Raw genomic sequence first — 19,012 nt, forward strand, 5'->3', positions numbered from 1 at the left:
AGTGGCGCGCGTTCAAGAGGCTGGGCGACCTGGCCGAAGATGTGATCGTCGACAGATGCTCTGGCAATAGAAACCAATTGTCGGCCACCCCTCCACGACGGGGAGGTGGCCGGGATACAGCGTCAGCCAGCGTTTGACACAAGCTCGAATGTGGCATTGTCGTTCAGAACCTGGATGCCCTGGGCGACGCCGACGCCGTTGCTGCCGAATGTCGTTGCGCCCTCCGTGTTGAGCGACAGATAATAGCCAGCAAATGTCGAGCATTCGAAGGCGAAATAATTGGCGCCGACGACACGCAGTATCCAGCGCTCGAGCCCGCCGCAACCGAACTGGCAGTTGATCGGTTTGATCTCTCCCGGCGATGGGGTGCCGATGCGCACGTAGCAATTGTTCCATGCCGCTGAGAGCAGGCCGACTGTACCGTCGTCCTGCGGTGTCAGAATAAACTGCTCCCATGAACTTGCGCCGATTTGCGCGTTGACCGTTCCGGCGCCTTCGGGCGCGGGCGCGTCGACACCGCTGCCATCCATGCGAAGATAGGCGTCGTCATAGGCCGCGCACTTGAGAGCATAGGTCAGCTTCTGCGTCGCTGATGCGGTAGTGTTCTCTTCCAGTAAACCGAGATTCATAGCAGGTCCTCCTCCGTTTCAGGGAGGTTTGAATAGCATGAAACACAATCAAAGATTGAGTTAAATCGCCATCATTCCAGCGCGATGGCAGAGTGAATTGCGGCCTCGTGGCTAGGAGCGTTTGATGATCGCAAACAGCGATCCAGCGCTCGGCCACAGGGGTGTGGGTCACGCACTGGGTTTCTGCGCCGCGGCAATATCGACCGGGATCGGCGCGTTGACCGTCAGGGTTCGGTAGGGGAAGGGAATCTCGATACCCGCATCGTCCAGGGCGGATTTCACGGCACTGACAACCTGATCCCGGCTGGCGCGGATATCCACCGGTTCGGACCCGGTCCACCAGGTAATTTCGAAGTCGATGGAGGACGCGCCAAAGCTCTTGGCAAAGACCTGAAGTCGCGCACGTCGTTGCGCACCATATCGACGCCTCTGACCGCTTTTGAGATGACATCACGAGCGGTATCGACGTCTTCGCCATAGGCGACGCCGCAGATCAGCGTGGCGCGCCGCAGCTCGCGGTTGGTGCGCACGGTGACGGCGTTGTGGAACAGCTGCGCGTTGGGGACGACAACCAGCTGGCCGTCTGTCTGACGGATCCGGGTGTCGCGCACGGTGATCGCCTCGATCTTGCCCTCGGCACCCTCGCATTCGATGAAGTCGCCGATTTGAAAGGGTTCTCGCAGGAGGAGCAGAATACCAGCCAGGAAGTTTTCAAAGGTATCCTTGAAGGCAAAGCCAATCGCCACCGACCCAAGGCCAAGGGTGGTCAGCGCCTTGCCCGGCGTGATCGTGGGGAAAACAACGGTGACTGCGATCAGGCTGCCGATAAGCCACAGAAGGACGCTGGCAAGGAGCTGTAACACATCGCAGAGATTGCGTCGCAGTTTCAGCTGGCTGCTGATCCGCCGGATGATCGTTTTTGCCGCCCAGACCAGCGCAGCTGTCAGCACCAGAACGATGATGGCAACGGCCAGACGCGGTAGCGCATCGATGGCGCCTTCCAGCCACCCCGTCAATTGGTCCATCAGTGTGGCGCTGATCTCGGCAGTCATCGGCGTATCCCGTTACAGGTCTCTAGGGCTAACGCTCCGGCGTGAAAAAGGTTCCGCGCGGCGGAACCGACTGGGACACTTGGGCGTTGAACTGGATATGGAAAACAGGAGTTGCAGATGATCGAGGCCAAGACGTCCGGCGAAGACCTCATCCAGGAAGAGTCCGAGAATGAGGCCGTCGAAGAGGCAACAGGCCTGTCTCCAAGGCTGATTTTTGAAACCATTCGTCGCAACGGTGAGGAAGAATTGGAGCGACCCGTGCGGGCGCTGTGGTGGTCTGGCATTGCTGCCGGGCTATTGATCAGCTTCTCGGTGTTGGGCAAGGCCGTTTTCAAGACCCATCTACCAGATGCCAGCTGGTCCCCGCTTGTTGAGAACCTTGGATATTCACTAGGCTTTCTGATGGTCATCCTTGGCCGAATGCAGCTGTTCACCGAAAACACCATTACCACCGTGGTGCCGGTCATGTTGCGCGGGGACAAGGCCAGCCTGCTGCGCACCGCGCGGCTTTGGTCGGTGGTGCTGGCAGCGAATGTTGTCGGGGCCTTCCTGATTGCGTCGTTCTTTGCCCTGACCCCGGTGCTGGACCCGGCCCTGCGCGCCTCCATGGTGGAAATCAGCGAACACGCCACCGGAATGCCACCGTTTATCGGCATGATCAGCGGTATCCCGTCGGGGATCCTGATTGCCGCAATTGTCTGGATGCTGCCCTCTGCGCAGCATAGCGAAATCCCCCTGATCGTCATCTTCACCTGGCTGATTGCCGCCGGGGACTTCACCCATATCGTCGCGGGTTCGGTTGAGATGGCGTTTCTGATGGTGCAGGGGATGCTGCCTCTGGGGCAGGCTGTCTTTGGTTTTTTCCTGCCGGTCTTGGTGGGCAATATCATCGGCGGGACAGCGGTTTTCACCGTGTTGACCTACGCGCAGATCAAGCCTGAGATTGACGAGAAATAGGCATCTGTTTCAGACCCGGTCCGCGCCAGTCAGGCGTAGGACCGGCCAAGTCTCGGAACCTTTTCCTGTCAAAAACGTTGTGTTTGCAGAACCATAACGGATAGAGACGAGGATGATCGATGATGAATTGGCCACTGGTTTTTTCTCTGATTGCAGCTGCTTCGGCAGTACTGGCATTTGGTGGTGTCGCGGCAGGGGCGGCATTTGCTGCCAACGTGGTATTCCTGATTTCAATGTTCTTGCTGGGGCTTTCGCTCATCGATCGGACGCTATGCGACTGACCGGACGACGCCTCCGATAAGAGCAGACAAAAAAAGACGCGACCCAGAGCGGATCGCGTCTTTTTTTGTCCGCAGTATCTTACGGGCCGACCGTCTCTTCTGCAAAACTGGGGTGAATGCCGACGACTGCGTCAAGATCGTCTGCGGTGGCTCCGCTTGCGATCAGCGCGGCGAAGGGGGCGATCAGCTCCGGTGCTGCGTGATCGACCAGCGCCACGCCGCTCAGCAGGGGGCCGTTGAACGATCTGTCAAAGAACGAGTTGGCAGCCGTGCCGTCGTCCAGCACATCGCTGGACAGGCCAGACACCTGTTCACCGCCGGTGTTTGTCTGATCCATCCGGCCGACCTGCGCGACCGGCGGGATGGTATAGGCCGACTGCGGCACCAGATTGAGATCTATCTGTGCGGCGCCGTCGCCAAAGTGTTGGGTCGCAAAACAAGCGCCGTCTCGCGTTGCCACAGGGGTAAGCGGCAGACGGTCGGCAGCGTCGCCGACCGCGTAGATGCCGGGAATGGATGTTTGGAAATGCTCATCAATGGCCAGCGCGCCGGATTTCGCATGGACGATGCCCTGCACCCCTGGCCCAAGGGTGTCGGTGTTTGGTACTCTCCCAATGGCGGCTATCACCTGATCCGCATATTGGATGCTGCCATCGTCGAAGCTGACTTTGAACATTGTCCCGTTGAAGTCGATCTGCTTCGGCTTGCGGCCAAAGCCGATGGTGACGCCCTGTTTCTGAAGACCGGCCTGCACGCAGGCGATCGCCGGTGCGTGAAATTGATCAAGCAGTCTGTCGCCATCGGTCATCAGCTGCACCTCGCTGCCAAAAGCCGCGAAGATACTGGCGAATTCACATCCGATATAGCCGCCGCCGATAATCAGCAGCCGCCCCGGTAAATCACTCCACCCAAAGACATCATCACTTGTGGCGGCCAGATCACCGCCCGGAATATCCAACGCGCGCGGGCGCGCCCCGGTCGCAAGCAACAGTTTTCCGGGCTGGAAAACCTCACCACCGGCGTGAATCTGGCCCGCTTCGCCAATCTCGGCAGTGGCGCGCAGCAGGCGCACACCGGCCTGTTGCAATTGATCCTCGAAGTGGTGGTTGAGGTGGTCAATCTTGGCATCGGAGCGACGGCGCAGCGCGGCGAAATCAAAGTCCGGCAGGGCCGTCAGGCCAACCTTGGCCATATCACGGTGGCTCTGGCGATGGGCCGCGGCTTTCCACATCAGCTTCTTCGGGGTGCAGCCGCGGTTGACGCAGGTTCCGCCCAGCTCAGCCTGTTCGATCATCACGACCGAGGCCCCCAGCCGCGCTGCCGCCTTGGCGGCCGCCAGCCCGCCGGAACCGCCTCCTATGACCACCAGATCGTGGGAAGCAGCCGGGTGATGGGTGAAGTGGCTCATAGTTGTCTCCAATTGGATTGCGTCAAAACCTCAACTCGCGGGCAAAGGCTAAGTTCCAAGAAACAAAACGCCATCTTGCTGCGTTGAGTTGGCAACGCGGGAGACAGCCTCATGCCAAAACAGTCAGATCACAGCTCAACCTCCAAGTCGGGGACGACCACCACCACCGACCAGTCGAAAACAGCCCCCAACCTCGACCGCGGCGGTCCACCGAGTGACCCCGGACGGGACCGGAGCGGGCAGACACAGGATGGATCGCTTGCGCAACTGGCGTCGTTCGCGAAACTGCTCTGGCGGGCCTGGGGCCGGATGGGACAGGCCAACGGCGGGCTGCTCGCCGCCGGAGTCGCCTTTTTCGGCCTCCTGTCGGTTTTTCCAGGTATTACGGCAGCGGTTGCTCTGTTTGGTCTGATTGCGGATCCAACCCTGATCACTGCACAGGCTGCTTGGCTGACCGGGCTGTTGCCACCGTCGGCTGCGGATCTGGTCAATCAGCAATTGGTGCAGGTAGCGAGCGCGCGCCCAGAGTCGCTGGGCTGGGCCGCCGCGGTTTCCGCTGCTCTGGCGCTTTGGTCCGCATCGCGTGGCACCGACAGTATGATCCAGGGGCTGAACGTGATTTTTGGCACCCGGGAAGGGCGCAGTTTCATCGTTCTGAAGGCGATGACTGTCGGCATTACTTTCACGGCCATTATTGGCGGGTGTGTCCTGCTGCTGGTCGTTGCGGCGATACCCGCCGCGGCTGCGCTCCTGGGCGAGTCAGCATTGTTGTCGATGGTGACCCAACTCCTGCGCTGGCCCCTGATGTTCGCAGTCGGCATCGCTGGAATTTCGGCGCTCTATCGATTTGGACCGGACCGGTCGGGGGATGGCTGGCAGCTGTTCACGCCCGGCGCGATACTGAGCTGTACGCTTTGGGTCGTCGGCAGCATCGGGTTCAGCCTCTATGTGCAAGCTTTCGGCAGCTACAACGAGACCTTTGGCGCCCTCTCGGGGGTGATCGTTCTGCTGACCTGGATGTGGTTGTCTGCTTTTGTGATCCTGTTCGGGGCCGGGCTTGATGCCGAGCGCCGCGCTGTGGTGGAAACCGGCCATTCTGTACCGGGTGACGCGCCACGTGCAGACAAGCTGACAGCGGATCGCATGTCAGCTCCCCACGCCGCCTAACGGAGCGATGGGATCGGGGGAGGCGACAGGGAGATGACGCGGGCCAGTTGGGGTGTTAGCCTTCGGCATCCTCCTGCACTTCGCTCAACCGTGAGCCAAGTGCCGCTCCCAGCCCGCTAAGCAGGGCGAGGAGCGCCAGCACCGGTGCTGCGCCAACAGCATCCGCCAGCAGCCCAAAGCCCCCACCCAGCAGCAACAGCACGCCAATCATCGTGTTGGAAAGTGCGGTATAGACCGATGTGTGACCATCCGTATCCATATCGGTCAGATGTGTTTTTCGACCGGCGCGCGCGCCTTGATAGGCGATCTGGGCGACAAAGACGAAGCAGGTCACCAAGGCACTGGCAACAACGCCCTCACCCCAGCCGAACGCCGCCGCCGCCGCCAGCGTCACAGCGCTCAGCGCACCCGACACCATCAGGGTTTGGCGGCTTGATCGGTCCGATAGCTTGCCCCAGATGTAGGAGGAGACAATCGCAGCAATGGAGGAGGCCAGCACCAGCAGCCCGAGATTGCCAAAGCCGCTTTCGGCGTCGCGTCCACCAAGCATTACCAGAAACGGCGGCGCCAAGGCGGTTGAGATCAGCAGCGCCCGGGTGCCGATGTAACGCCGCAACTCGCTGTCCTGCCGCAACGGGCGCAACAGCTCCTGCGGGCTGAATCCTTCTTCGGACTGAGGCTTGGCTTCTGGCTCGTTCAAACGTGCAAAGACGGCAGCGGCACCGAGCCAAAGCAGGCCTGATACGGCAACAACCAGCGAGATGGCCATCGGGCTGCGGGGCAATAGCCCGGTGCTGAGCAAAATCGCAAACAGAAACACACCGCTGGCGGCGACGGTTCCCGCCGTTCCCGAGACGGACCCCCGTTTGCCCTTGTCCACGGTTCGGGCGAGGATGTCCTTGTAGCTGGCGCTACACGCCGATCGCGCTAGGGCCAGCATGGCAAGGCAGCCCAGAATGACCCAGCCTGCCATGACACCTGGTAGCAGCAGGGCAGCGGCGGCAATGCCAAGCGCAGCGAGACCCTGAAGCGCCGATCCGGCAGCCCAATAGTATTTGCGATATCGGCTTTGTTCGATCCGCTGGGCAAGGACCAGCTGCGGCAGGAGCGATCCTGATTCCCGCACCGGGACCAGCACCCCAATCAGATAGCCCGGCGCACCGATTGCGTTCATCAGCCAGGCCAGCACCAGTTTGGGATCAATCAAACCATCGGCCAGCTTCGTCGCAGTGAGGGCGGTGACATGGGTCGCAACCCGGCGGACGGCTTTGGGATCGGAAGCCTCAGACCCGGCCGTCAGCTTATACGTCAATTTTGCAAAACCCATTTCAGTCTCCGCCTCGCGCTGTTCCGATATCCTCTGCGATATGTGGCAACGGGCGCAGAAGTCTACGATCACATACAATTGCCGCCAGAAAGCGTCGCCGAAGGAGGAGGTGGCCCGGTTTCAGCCGCGGGTCCGTCGCGCGACCTTCAGGAGCCGTTGAAAGGTTGGGCATTCCATATGCGATGGCGCAGGGCAGTCGGCCACATGGCGGATCGCGTCACGAAGCGTCGACAGGTTGCGGATCTGTTGATCCAGCTTGTCCGCCCTTTGGTGCAGCTCATCGCGTGGCAGATCCGGCCGCCCATCCGAGCCAAACATCCCCGAAATTTCCGCCAGCGAGAAATCGGCTGCCTTGCCAAGCGCGATGACCGATAGCTGCAACAAGGTCTCAGGCCCGAATTGCCGCCGCAATCCCTTGCGCGCGAGCGAGGTGATCAGGCCGAGCTCTTCGTAATACCGCAATGTGGCGGGGGTGACGCCACATCGGGCGGCTACTTCTCCGATGTCGTACAGGCGCATCGCTCTTTCCTCTTGACCTAAAGTGGGCTTGAAGTTGCAGGCTGCGCCAGAATGCTCACACCCACAAGAGGAGACTGGCATGTCTGTACCGGCAGCCCCGATTTCTGATGCCGTCTGGAAGGATCCGCGCGCGCTGGCCCTGCTATTCGCCGCAACCCTGACCATTATGGCGAACGCCACCATCAGCCCGGCCCTTCCCGGGCTTGAGGCCGAGTTCGCCGATACGCCGAATGCGGCCTTGCTGACGCGGTTCCTGGTCTCTGCACCGTCGCTGTCGGTTCTGATCTGCGCGCCGCTCGCCGGGTGGATGGCGGATAGGTACGGGCGGCGCTGGATGCTGTTGCTGGGTATTGCGTTGTTTGCCGTCAGCGGCGCCGCAGGGGCGGTGCTGCCGAACCTGCCGGCGATCATGATCAGCAGGTTGCTCTTGGGCGTGGCGGTGGCGATGATCATGACTGCCCAGACAGCGCTGATCGGCGATTATTTCACCGGCGACGCGCGGCGTTCTATGATGGGTTTGCAGACATCGGCACGCAACTTCGGGGGGCTGATCTTCATCACCTCAGCTGGGGCGCTGGCGGTGATCTCAACCCGGCTTCCCTTTGCGATTTACGCGGTTGCGATCCTTCTTTTGCCGCTGGTTTGGCGTTACCTGGCAGAGCCGGATCCGGCCCAGCGGAGCGAAACCGCAACCGGATCAACCGAGGGCGCAGCCCGTTCGGCTTGGCCTGTGCTGCTTGTCGGCTTGGCATCGTTGCAGATGATAACCAGTCTGGTTTTCTTCATGATGCCGACACAGCTGCCATTTTTTCTGGCGACGCAGGCTGGCGATCATTCCGCAAAAACTGGGCTTCTGTTGGGGGTGCTGACACTATCTGGCGGGATGACAGGTTTTCTTTACCTGCGCATCAATCGCTGGCTCGGTGCGGCGGGCGCCTACGCATTGGGATATGCCTTGATGAGCAGCGGGTTTCTGATGCTGACGGGGGGCGGCACCCTGTGGCAAAGCCTGGCGATGGTCGCCATCGGTTCCGGATTGGCCACGGTGATGCCGAATTTCGTTGCGCTGGCCTTGGCGCTGTCACCCGCCTCGCGGCGCGGCGTTGTGGCGGGCGCGTTGATGGCATCGGTGTTCCTGGGACAGATCCTGTCGCCTGCCGTCAGCATACCCGGCATTGCGACCCTGGGGTTTCTGGAGATGTTTCGTGCGGCGGCTGTGCTGCTGATCTGCCTGGCGATTGGCGCTGCTATGTGGGCCCTGATTCCCCGGCTCTATGCGATTCTTCTTGAGCCGATCAGGGGGCTGCGCCGCTCCAGATAGGTCGAATTGGCAGCATCACACCACCGCGCGTTAAGATATTGCAGATAAACCCTAAGGGAAGGTTAAGGCGGAGTTTTGGTTATTTGAAAGTTAAAACGGCTCATCCTGTGCTCTGTCGACCGACCTGCCGCGCGGCGCCTGCGGCAATGTGGCAACCCTGCCGCACGGTGGCCGTAATGCCATCGTCAGCTGCCAGCGACCGGCTGCAGCCTGATTTGCCACCGTGAGAATTTATTAAGCGATCACAAAGGTTTGCTAAAAAGTTAATAAAACACCCGAGAAATTGTGTGCGCTCTGCGGTTTTTTTGCGATGATGGGGCATCAAAACCCTGGGGGGGGTCCTGATTTGTGTAGAGAGACTTATTTTGCGCATGGTTTCGGCCATGTCGGGCAGTTTTGCGTCTCATTCCAGCCGCACGCTTGAACCAAGGTGTGAGCGTGGGAATTTGGAGTGGGCGATGAAACGCATTTTTGCTGCTTTTGCGGCATGCCTCCTGTTTGGCATGCCTGATAGCTCTGCTGCGGAAGATCCGCAGTCGAGCATCACCTCCGTTATTGGATGGGAAGCCGTGGGTCGGCTGAACATTTCAGGACGGAATATGTGTACCGGGGCCTTGGTGGCACCCGATCTGGTCGTGACGGCGGCGCATTGCGTCTACAACCCCGACACCGGCCGCCAGGTTGATCCGACCAGCATCCGGTTCGAAGCGGGGCTGAACGGGCGACATGCCAAGGCGGCGCGGTCTGTCACCAAGGCGGTTGTCCACCCGAGCTACGAGTATCAGCCACTCGGCGATTCACAATTGGGCAGCGATATTGCGATCCTGCGTCTGGATCGGCCAATCAGCCGCAACATGATCCAGCCCTTTGAACTGGCCAATCGTCCGGCGCGCGGGGCGTCGGTTGAAGTGCTGTCTTATTCGATGGCGCAGCAGAACCGTCCAAATCTGGAACAGAACTGCCACGTTCTGGCGCGACAGGCGCAGGTCGTGGTGATGACGTGCCGGGTTGATTTCGGTGCGTCAGGCGCGCCTGTCTTTGACGTCGTTCCGGGCCGGATGCCGCGACTGGTCTCGGTTATCTCGGCCAAAGCGGCGATGGGCAATCGTCGGGTCTCAATCGGAACTTCGTTTGATCAGACCGTACTGGCGATGATGCGGTCCGCCAGCTGATGGTACGATACGGGGACAAACCGGCATTCAGACCGGTCGAGCAGACCCCGTTCATCCATCTTGCGAAGGATCTCTAGGCAGCACCGATCCGAGGAAACCAGCTGACGGCCGCGGATGCACACCGGTTTTCTCCAAGCGATCAACCTCTTAGACAGCCCCCCTGCATCCAATTGGATCGCGGGGTTTCTGGATGTGTTGCCTTAGGGTTCGCGCAGGGCCTCGCGGGATTTATACAGCGGTTTCAGCATGTAGTTCAGGATCGTTTTGCTGCCGGTCTGCAATTCAGCGGTGGCGCGCATCCCGGGGCGGATCTCGATGGCTTGCTGGCGTTCGGTAAATTCGGAACGATCAACCTTCACCGTCACCCGGTAGTACGGCTCTGCACGGGGGTTGCGCTCGTCTTCGAAGGTATCGGGCGAGACAAAATCCACCTTGCCGCGCAGCGATCCGTAGATGGTGTAATCATAAGCTGAAAGCTTGATCGTGGCATCCTGGCCGGGTTGGACGCTGGCGATGTTTTCGGGCTTCACCCGTGCCTCTACAAACATTTCCTCGCCGAGCGGGATGATCTCGACGATTTCCTCACCGGGGCGGATCACGCCGCCGATGGTGGTGACCGCAAGGCTGTTGACGATCCCGGCCATGGGTGAGGTGATCACGGTTCGGTCAAGCTGATCCTGCGCCAGCCGCAGCTCCTGCCGGTACGAGGTCAGCTCGCGAAGGGTTTTGGAGTAATCCTCCGCCAGCTCCAGCTCCGACTGGGTGCCAATTTCATTGTATTTGGCCTGGGCGTCGCTCACGGCCTTTTGCGCGCGGTTGACCTCAATCAGGGCCACGATCTCTTTCTTGTAGAGACGCTGCATATTGGCCAGTTCGTCCTTCAGCTGGTCGAGGATCTCGCGGGCGCTGGCGCGGCGACTGGTGAAATCGGTCTGCCGGGCATTCAGCAGCGCACGCTCCGAGGTGTAGATGCCTGGGGAGCGTTCGGCCAGATCGTCGGGAACATTGAAATCAAACGCACCCTCCAGTTCGGCCTCAAGCCTGTATTGTTTGATTTCCAGCGCGTCGATCCGGTCCTGCAGATCATCAGCGGCGGCGCGGAACTTGGTATCCTGCAGACGGGCGAGGATCTGCCCGGCCTTCACCGTGTCGCCCTGATGCACATGGAGTTCGGCAAGAATACCGCCTTCAAGGTTCTGCACGATCTGAGAGCGCGAGGAGGACACAACCTCGCCGTCGGCACGAACGATTTCGTCGACCCAAGCAAAGCTGGCCCAGATCAGAAACACCACCAGAGCGCCCGCCGCCAGATAGATGATGCGGCTCGCCCCACGCGAGGTTTCGCGAAGATCGTAGCCGGTCGAGGTCATTTGCCCTCACCTGCGGCAAGATGTGCCAGAACCTGATCACGCGGTCCGTCGACCACCATGCGCCCGGATTGCAGGATCAGCGTCCGGTTGGTCAGCGACAGGATCGGCATCCGATGTGTCGCAATCACTGTCGTGCGACCCTCCAGCCAGGTTTCCAGACGGCTGACCAATGTGCGTTCCAGCGTTTGGTCCAGTGCGGCAGTGGGTTCATCCAGAAGCACAATTGACGGGTTCTGCAACCACAGGCGCGCCCAGCCGATCGACTGGCGCTGCCCGATGGACAGCCCGCCGCCACCGTCGAAGATTTCCAGATCGAGGCCCTTGTGGTGATTGCGCACATGGGCGCCGAGGCCTGCAAAATCCAGCGCCGTCATCAGCCGGTCGTCGTCGCGTTCCAGCTGGTTGAGGTTCAGGTTCTCGCGCAGCGTCCCGGCAAACAGCCGCACATCCTGGCTGAGATAGCCGATATGGCGGCGCAGGTCGCGCGGGTCGATCTGGGTCATGTCGGTGCCGTCAATCATCACCCGTCCACGGTCCGGCGCATAAAGTCCCGACATCAGTTTCAACAGCGTCGATTTCCCGGAGCCGTTGACGCCAAGAACCGCAACCCGCTGGCCGGGGGTAACGGCAACGCCCGGCACGTCCAGCGTCGGGGCGCCGTCTTCGTCATAGCGAAACATCACTTCGCGCAGTTCGAACCGGCCTTGCAGGCTGTCGCGGCGCAGATAAGAGCGTTCGTCTTCTTTTTCCTGAGCGGAGTTGGCGATGGCGTCCAGTCCTTCCAGCGCACCTTTGACGTTGCTCCAGCGGGCCAGCGTGGCGGCAAACTGGGTCAGAGGTGCCAGCGTGCGGCTGGTCAGAATACCGGTTGCGATGATGGTACCGACGGTGAACTCACCGGCGAAAACCATCAGAGTGCCCACCACGACAGAGCCGATATAGGTGGCCTGCTGGACCCCCTGCGACCAATGGGTAAGCGCGCTGGCAAGGCGGCGCTGCTCGGTCGCGGCATGAGTGGAGAGCGTGTTCAGCTCATCCCAGAGCCGCAGAACCCGGTCTTCGCCGCGCTGGCTCTTCAGCGTGTCCAGCTCGTTCACGACCTCATGCAGCAGGCGTCCGGCTTTGGCATTTGCGCCCTGTGTCTGACGTGTCAGCGCGATCATGCGCTTCTGCATGAAATAGGCGGGCAGCAGCATCAGGATGCCACCTGCAATGATAATCCAGACGATCGGGCCCGCAATCGATGCCACCAGCAGCAGGAACACGGCGATGAACGGAATGTCGGCCAGTGTTGAAATCGTGGTGGAGGTAAAGAACTCGCGCACCGATCCGAAATCGCGCATCGCGGCAAACAGACCTGACGGGGGCAGTGGTTTCTTGTCAGAGCGCATCCCGATCAACCGCCGCATCAGGTTGTTCTGCACCGACAGCTCGATCTGGCGTCCGGCGGCATCTGTCAGCCGGGCACGGGCCAGCTTCAGCAGTGCTTCCAGCATGATCGCAAGGAAGGCGCCGATTGCCAGCACCCAGAGCGTCGCATGGGACTGGTGAGGAACCACGCGGTCATAGACCTGCAGCGAGAACAGCGCGACTGAGACGGCCAGAATATTGGCAACCAGCGAGCCGAGCATGATCTCGCCGACCTGACGGCGGTATTTGGGGAACTCACCCCAGAACCAGTGATCACTTTCCAGCTGCGGTGTATGGCGGGCGGCGATCTGTTTCAGGGAATTGCGTGCGCCCAGCGTTGTGCCGGTGAAATAGGGGCCGAACTCGGCCACTGGCACATCCGCGCGATTATCTGTGCAAGTGGTGTCATAGACGCTCAGCATATCGCGGCTTTGCGACAGGACCAGAACGCATTGACCATTGTTCATCATGGCCAGCGCGGGCCAGCTTTCGGGGATGAGCGGCACCTGATGATTGATCTGCGCCTGCATCCCCGTGGTCTGAAGCGCACGGGCAAGCGAGTCGACTGAGACATCGCCCGGATCATTGCGCCACATATGTTCGGCAAGGTCGCTGAGGGCGACATTCGTGCCTTTAAGGGCTGCAAAGGTCGCGATGAGCGCGGCGCGATGCTGAATACGCGCTGTTGCGTCCTCGATCAGCGCGCTGACCTCGCCCACGTTGCCATCCTCCAGCAGGCCGGTCAGATCGACATCGGGCATCGGTGGGGTCGCGGGACCGGGGGCCGGCGCAGGGGCGGCCGCGGCCGGCGCCAGATGTGGCGTCGACTGGGTATCAATGGCGCGCAGCACCGGTTTGCCACCACTGGCACGTCCTGCCGTCCCGGTGTCGCGCGGGGCAGGGGGGACGGTCCGCAGGACGGTGTCATCTGTCGGGCGGTTGGAATTGTTCAAATCCGGTCCCCATCGGCCAATAGTCCCATATCGCTTGCCAGCGCCAGCTGGATCAGAACGACTTCGTATTTTGCGTCGATATGGGCGTGTTCGCGGCGTACCACCTCTTCGTAGATGGATACCACATCCATGACCGAGCGTTGCCCGGCCTTAAACTGTGCCTGAAACAGGCGATAAGTCTCGCGACTGGTCTGCGCCAGGGATGCCGCTTCGGCCTCTTGCCTACGATAAGAGGCGAGGCGTTGCATCTGGCGACTGAAATCGCGGCGTGCATCTTCCTCGGCCTCGGATACCTGCCGTTTGGCAATTTCCTTGGAGGCTTCGATCGCTTTCAGCGCCGCAGGCGTGCCAAGGCCAAAGGGCTGCGCCAGATCAAGAGTCAGTCCGGCGCCCGAACCATCGCTGGTGACATTGCCCGCGGCTGAGACCTGCGGCAGCAGACCTGCGCGCTCCATCTTGGCCTGTTCGATACTGCGGGTGGCCTCGGCTTCGGCTTTGAGAACGGTGAGATAGGCACCGGCCTCCGGCGGGGTCGCCAGTTGCAGGTGGCTTGGCGTCCCGTCAAAGCTCTGACCGGTCATCGCCCTAAGTTCGGCTGTTGAGGTGGCGGTGGCGTCCTTGGCCGTGGCCACGGCTGAGCGGATGCCGTTGATCTTGCTCTGCACTACGTTGAGGTCGGACCGGTCCGACACGCCGCCATCAACGCGCCCCTTCACGATACGTTCAAATTCATACATCCGCGACAGCGCGCGGGTGCCGATCGCAGCTTTCTCAGCGCCGCGCAGGCCCGCGACATAGAGGCCCAAGGCCGTCTCTACACGGCTGTTCATGTCAATCGAGAGGTTGACCGCTGCGACTTCGACATCGGCGGCGGCAAAGGCGCGCTCGGCCTTGCGGCGTCCATTGTCGAACAACACCTGTTCAATCAGGATACCCGCCACCAGATCCCCGAGATCGGTGAGGCTGACAGAGGGGCCAAGCGTCGGCAGCCAGTTCTTGGATTTGGCCTCCGCACGCAGTTTGGCGCTGGTCAGCTCGGCCTCGGCAGTGCGGGCAGAGGCGGAAATCGCGGATTGCGCAACAACGTCATAGACACTGCCGTCTTCAAGCAGGGACTGACGCTGCATCAGGGTTGAGATCACCACCGAGGGGTTTTTGGCATCCGGCTGGGCAAAGCTGCTGGCGCGCCGATTGACATCGGTTTCGGCGCCTTCGCCGGTTTTGGCAAAGGGCAGGGACTGCATGCAGGCCGACAGGCAGCACAACAGTGCCACCGCGCCAATGGGTCGTCCCAATTGCATTCTGCCCCCTCGCATCGCCTGTGCCCTTACCCTTGTTGCCGGGTAGTTTTGCCGGGGGCCGTTGGTTTGCGCCAAACGGCCCCCGGGTGATCGCTGTGGATCAGAAGACCACCTGAACGTCCTGATCGACGATCAGCGTCGTGCCATCGTTGCCAATGGTATAGACATTGTAGAGTTCACCATCGACCACACGGGTCCCCGCGCTCGCGGCGTTGCCGCCGGTGAGGGTGATCTGGTCGTTGTCATTGTCGCTGCCGTGGATCGTCAGGGTGTCGGAATTGTTCGACAGTGCCTTGATGTCAGCTTCATTGAGTGTGAGGTGCACATCGTTGGCAAATTGCAGGTCCAGATGGTCGATGTTGAACTGGCCCAGCCCGGCGTGATTGATGGTGCCGCTGTTGGTTGCGTTGTCATCAAAGATCACCAAGGTGCTGGAGGTATTGCCAACATCATCGCTGCGCGACAGGACCAGATGTGTGCCATCCGGGATCGGCGTGCCGAAGGCAAACTCGGTGCCATCCTGCGGGTCGACCGTCTTGGTCGCCGCGGGAGAGCCAACAGTGCCTGCCGGGTTCAGCGTATTGACCGCGTAATTGTCGGTAGCGTCCTTGGTTTCCAGCTCAAGAATGCCCTGGCCAGTGATTTTCAGCGCATAGATGGACGCCGGATCAACCAATGTGTCGATGTCGAACTGTTCGGTGATGCTGCGTTCGTTACCGGCAGCGTCGGTCGCGGTAATGGAGGCTGTCACGGTGCGGTCACCGTCCGGCAATGTTGCGTCGTCGAGCGTCGCCGTCCAGTTGCCGAGGGCGTCGACTGTGGCAGTCTGCTCTTTGCCTTCAACGTTGATCACCACCGTCGATCCTGCTTCGACAGTTCCGCTGAAGGTGACACCCGCCTGCTGCTCTGCCTTGTTCACGATGTCGTCCGAGGTCTGGTTCGGTTGCACCGTCAACGGCGTCACCAGCGTATCGAGCGCAACGCTATCGGAAACGCTCGCAGTATTGCCCGCGTCATCGATGATGGAGGCGGTGATCGGCAGGTTGCGGGTGCCGGTCGGGATCTGGGCCGCCGGGAAGGTGGTCGCCCAGTCGCCGTTTGCATCGGCGACGACCTGACGGCTTGCGGTGCCAAGGCCTACCGTCACGGTCAGGCCCGGCGTCGCGGTGCCGCTGATTTCGACACCGTCGGCGCGTTCGACAGCGTTGATCACATCGTCGATCTCGATCGGGTCGGGAGATAGCGTCACAGTGCCCGCAACGGTGTCTACCCGCAGGGCAGAGGAGGCCGAAGCGGTGTTACCCGCCGCGTCCGTTGCCGACACTGTGACCGAGGTATTGTATTCGCCAGCAGCCAGCGCGCCGGGCTCGAACAGCGCACTCCAGTTGCCATTTGAAGCCACGGTTGCGCTGCGGGTCACGCCTGCAACGGTCACCGAAACCACGGAGCCGGGCTCGGCGTTGCCTGTGAGCGTGACACCGGCCTGCGCCTCTGCTGCGTTGACGATATTGTCGCCGCCTGCCTGGTTGGCATCAATGCTGACAGCGGTCGAGGTATCGACACGCAGGGTGCCGGAGGTGCTCTCGCTATTGCCGGCCGCATCGGTCGCGGTGACGCTGATCGGGGCGTCATACTCGCCGGGAGTGATTTCGTTGGTTGCGTAGGGCGCGCTCCAGCGGCCCTGTGCGTCGGCGGTGACGGTCCGGGTGATGCCCTGGAAGGTCACCGCGACAGAGGCGCCAGGCTCGGCGCTGCCGGTCAGGGTCAGACCACCTGCGGCTTCGGCACCGTTCAGCACATCGTCGCCACCGGCCTGCCCGCTATCAAGCCCAACGCTGGTGGTGGTATCCACACGGATCTGGCTGCTGGTCGAGGCGGTATTGCCGTAGGCATCGGTCGCTGTTGCGGTCACCGTTGTGTCATAGGTGCCATCGGCGATATCCGACCCGGCGAAGCTGGCCGTCCATTGCCCCTGGGCGTTGGCTGTCACAGTGCGGGTAGCTGTCCCCAGCTGGACCACAACGCTGGCGCCCGCTTCGGCGGTGCCGGTCAGATCCAGACCGTTGTTGGCCTCTGCCGCATTGATCATATTGTCGCCCGCCAGCGGATTGCTGAGGGTGATATCGGTTTCGGTATCCACACGGACGGTGCCGGTGGTGGAGGCAGTGTTGCCCAGTGCATCAGTTGCTGTCACCGAAACACTGGCGTCATATTCACCGGTCGGGATCTCGCTGCTGGTGAAATCGGCGCTCCAGTTGCCCTGCGCATCCGCAGTGACCGTGCGTGTCGTTCCCTCGAGCGTCACCGCGACACTGGCGCCTGGCTCGGCCTTGCCGGTCAGGGTTACGCCGCTGGCGACTTCCGGCGCGGAAATCACATTGTCGCCGGCCTGAACCGCGTCGAGCGACGCCATGGTTTCAGTATCGACGGGGATCTTGGTGGAGGTGGAGCTGGTATTGCCGCTGGTGTCTGTTGCCACGGCAGAGACGCTTGCGTCATAGGTGCCGGTTGCGATTTCAGAGCTGAGATAGCTGGCCGACCAGTTACCCTGCGCATCTGCGGTTACGGTACGGCTGACCCCCTGGAATGTCACCACAACACTCGACCCCGCCTCGGCTGTACCGGTGAGGGTAATGCCCGCTGCCTGTTCCGCGCCGCTGATCATGTGATCAGTGCCCACTTGGGTGTTGATCGTGACCCGGGTTTCGGTGTCGACGTCGACCGTGTGAGTCGTGGTGCTTGTGTTGCCAAAGGAATCGGCGCTGGTGACTTCGATGGTGGAGCTGTAGATGCCCGTCGCCACTTCGTTCACGCTGTAGTTCACCGACCATGTTCCATCATCGGCCACGGTGGTTGTGCGGGTCACACCCTGGAACACAACACTGACGCTGGCCCCTGCTTCGCCGGTGCCGTTGATCACAACACCGTCGGCCACTTCGATATAGTTGATGTGATCGTCGCCTTCGACAGTGTTGACGTCGATTGGCGGCGGGGTGGTGTCGATGATGATCGAGGGACCATCCAGATTGAATTCGGTCCCGGCCGGATCTTTTACATAGACTGTGGTCTCGTAGGAGCCATCCGGCGGCAGGTTGGTCACCGGGAAGTTGGCAACCCAGGTGCCATCATCCTTGACCGTGACGGTTTCGGTAATTGTGCCGAGCGTGACTTCCACGGTGGAGCCGGGGGCGCCGGTGCCGCTGACGATCACATCTTCGGTGGTCGAGCCTGCAACCGGATAGGTCGCATCGGGATTGTCGACGGTTGGCGTGACGGCCCCGCCGCCTCCGCCACCACCACCGCCGCCTGCGCCAACAATGGCCGCCGCGCCAACGACGCCAGCTGCGGCGCCTGCGGTGCCGAGGCCGCCGATCAGCGGGGCCACAAGGGGGGCGACAACCGGTTCGATGCGGTCCACGTCAAGGAACACCATGTCATCGTAGGCGCTCCACTTGCCGCTCATGTCGAGAGGTTCGTAGCTGGCATAGAGCATGCCATCGGTGCGGTCCTCCAGAACCACTTCGATGAAGTTGCCTTCCTCGCTGAGGAACAGGTTCTTGCCACCTGTCGCATCGGTGTTGAAGAAATCATCCAGCACCACCACCTGACCGTCGATCAGCGTAATATGCAGGTCCTGGCCCCGCCGCGCGTAGCTTTCGACATCGGAGGGTCCGAGGTTCAGCGAAATGTCTTTCGCGGTTGCTGTCGCAATTGTCGCCTGGGGGGTGTCAGCAGATGTACCATGCTGCTTGGTGCCCGCCATGTCGCGGACGATGTATCCAACCGTACTCATTTTTATATACCGCTCGTCAAAAGACCAAAGCGCCGAAACCGTGACGCCCAGGTAGCCTGCATTGTTTTGCCCATCAGCCGTCTCCGCGGCCATATTGCCGCCATATTGCTGCCTTCCCAGCGGCCTTGTCTAGGTTTTGATGAGCGGATTTTTACCGAAAAGATCAGGGTGTGGCTAATTTGTATTCAATTTGCATCGAAGTTTATCTGTCGGTTTTTGTTAATGATCCCCTTTGGTTGACGTTAGGGAGGTGGCTGCGGTGGGTTTGCGGTGCATTTGCGATGGGCGCTGCGTTTATTTGCCTTCTGTTTATGGTGGTTCCATGTGTCAGCAGGCTGAAGAGCCGTCGGAA

15 protein-coding genes are annotated in these 19,012 nt (G+C 61.0%); 5 read left to right on the forward strand and 10 right to left on the reverse strand.

Translation table 11 applies throughout. The features are described 5' to 3' along the window. Positions 1-122: 122 nt before the first annotated feature. The 3 genes from WLQ66_RS00005 to WLQ66_RS00010 form a co-directional block, all read right to left on the reverse strand. Positions 123-629, reverse strand: a complete 507-nt coding sequence (locus WLQ66_RS00005; protein ID WP_340544126.1) for a fascin domain-containing protein — start codon at positions 627-629, stop codon at positions 123-125. Positions 630-797: 168 nt separating this feature from the next. Next, positions 798-989 (reverse strand): hypothetical protein, encoded by a 192-nt coding sequence (locus WLQ66_RS18790; protein ID WP_444739777.1) that lies wholly within the window; start codon positions 987-989, stop codon positions 798-800. Then, entirely contained in the window at positions 908-1,681 is a 774-nt protein-coding gene (locus WLQ66_RS00010) for a mechanosensitive ion channel family protein (RefSeq protein WP_374015411.1), read from the reverse strand. Before WLQ66_RS00010 ends, WLQ66_RS18790 begins: the two co-directional genes overlap by 82 nt. 117 nt (positions 1,682-1,798) lie before the next feature. On the opposite strand from WLQ66_RS00010, the gene WLQ66_RS00015 reads away from it, so the two are divergent. Both WLQ66_RS00015 and WLQ66_RS00020 read left to right on the forward strand, forming a co-directional pair. Then, positions 1,799-2,638, forward strand: a complete 840-nt coding sequence (locus WLQ66_RS00015; RefSeq protein ID WP_340544127.1) for a formate/nitrite transporter family protein — start codon at positions 1,799-1,801, stop codon at positions 2,636-2,638. 119 nt (positions 2,639-2,757) lie between these two features. Beyond that, complete coding sequence (locus WLQ66_RS00020) at positions 2,758-2,919, forward strand: DUF1328 domain-containing protein (RefSeq protein ID WP_340544129.1); 162 nt, start codon at positions 2,758-2,760, stop codon at positions 2,917-2,919. Between the two features lie 79 nt (positions 2,920-2,998). Here the strand turns inward: WLQ66_RS00020 and WLQ66_RS00025 are convergent, their stop codons facing one another. Continuing rightward, positions 2,999-4,327: a dihydrolipoyl dehydrogenase family protein gene (locus WLQ66_RS00025; protein WP_340544131.1), complete on the reverse strand. Its 1,329-nt coding sequence runs from the start codon at positions 4,325-4,327 to the stop codon at positions 2,999-3,001. A gap of 111 nt (positions 4,328-4,438) precedes the next feature. On the opposite strand from WLQ66_RS00025, the gene WLQ66_RS00030 reads away from it, so the two are divergent. After that, positions 4,439-5,494: a YihY/virulence factor BrkB family protein gene (locus tag WLQ66_RS00030; protein ID WP_340544132.1), complete on the forward strand. Its 1,056-nt coding sequence runs from the start codon at positions 4,439-4,441 to the stop codon at positions 5,492-5,494. A gap of 55 nt (positions 5,495-5,549) precedes the next feature. On the opposite strand, the gene WLQ66_RS00035 is transcribed toward WLQ66_RS00030, so the two are convergent. Together WLQ66_RS00035 and WLQ66_RS00040 are read right to left on the reverse strand one after the other, a co-directional pair. Continuing rightward, positions 5,550-6,821 (reverse strand): MFS transporter, encoded by a 1,272-nt coding sequence (locus WLQ66_RS00035; protein WP_340544134.1) that lies wholly within the window; start codon positions 6,819-6,821, stop codon positions 5,550-5,552. A 120-nt stretch (positions 6,822-6,941) separates the two neighbouring features. After that, positions 6,942-7,340 carry a helix-turn-helix domain-containing protein gene (locus tag WLQ66_RS00040; RefSeq protein WP_340544135.1) on the reverse strand — a complete coding sequence of 133 codons (399 nt, stop codon included), beginning with the start codon at positions 7,338-7,340 and terminating at the stop codon, positions 6,942-6,944. 79 nt (positions 7,341-7,419) lie between these two features. Here WLQ66_RS00040 and WLQ66_RS00045 point away from each other — a divergent pair, with 79 nt between their 5' ends. Then, positions 7,420-8,661 carry an MFS transporter gene (locus WLQ66_RS00045; RefSeq protein ID WP_340544136.1) on the forward strand — a complete coding sequence of 414 codons (1,242 nt, stop codon included), beginning with the start codon at positions 7,420-7,422 and terminating at the stop codon, positions 8,659-8,661. A 458-nt stretch (positions 8,662-9,119) separates the two neighbouring features. Then, positions 9,120-9,833, forward strand: coding sequence for a trypsin-like serine peptidase (locus WLQ66_RS00050; protein WP_340544138.1), 714 nt, complete (start codon positions 9,120-9,122; stop codon positions 9,831-9,833). 200 nt (positions 9,834-10,033) lie between these two features. Here WLQ66_RS00050 and WLQ66_RS00055 read toward each other — a convergent pair whose 3' ends face one another. The 4 genes from WLQ66_RS00055 to WLQ66_RS00070 form a co-directional block, all read right to left on the reverse strand. Then, positions 10,034-11,203, reverse strand: a complete 1,170-nt coding sequence (locus WLQ66_RS00055) for an HlyD family type I secretion periplasmic adaptor subunit (protein ID WP_340544139.1) — start codon at positions 11,201-11,203, stop codon at positions 10,034-10,036. Further along, positions 11,200-13,566: an ATP-binding cassette domain-containing protein gene (locus WLQ66_RS00060; RefSeq protein WP_340544140.1), complete on the reverse strand. Its 2,367-nt coding sequence runs from the start codon at positions 13,564-13,566 to the stop codon at positions 11,200-11,202. The genes WLQ66_RS00055 and WLQ66_RS00060 overlap by 4 nt, the downstream gene beginning before the upstream one ends. Beyond that, positions 13,563-14,867: a TolC family protein gene (locus WLQ66_RS00065; protein ID WP_340544142.1), complete on the reverse strand. Its 1,305-nt coding sequence runs from the start codon at positions 14,865-14,867 to the stop codon at positions 13,563-13,565. Before WLQ66_RS00065 ends, WLQ66_RS00060 begins: the two co-directional genes overlap by 4 nt. Before the next feature lie 100 nt (positions 14,868-14,967). Next, positions 14,968-18,660 carry an Ig-like domain-containing protein gene (locus WLQ66_RS00070; RefSeq protein ID WP_340544144.1) on the reverse strand — a complete coding sequence of 1,231 codons (3,693 nt, stop codon included), beginning with the start codon at positions 18,658-18,660 and terminating at the stop codon, positions 14,968-14,970. Positions 18,661-19,012: the final 352 nt, after the last annotated feature.

The sequence above is a fragment of the Phaeobacter sp. A36a-5a genome, from assembly GCF_037911135.1.
In the GTDB taxonomy this organism is placed as follows: domain Bacteria; phylum Pseudomonadota; class Alphaproteobacteria; order Rhodobacterales; family Rhodobacteraceae; genus Phaeobacter; species Phaeobacter bryozoorum.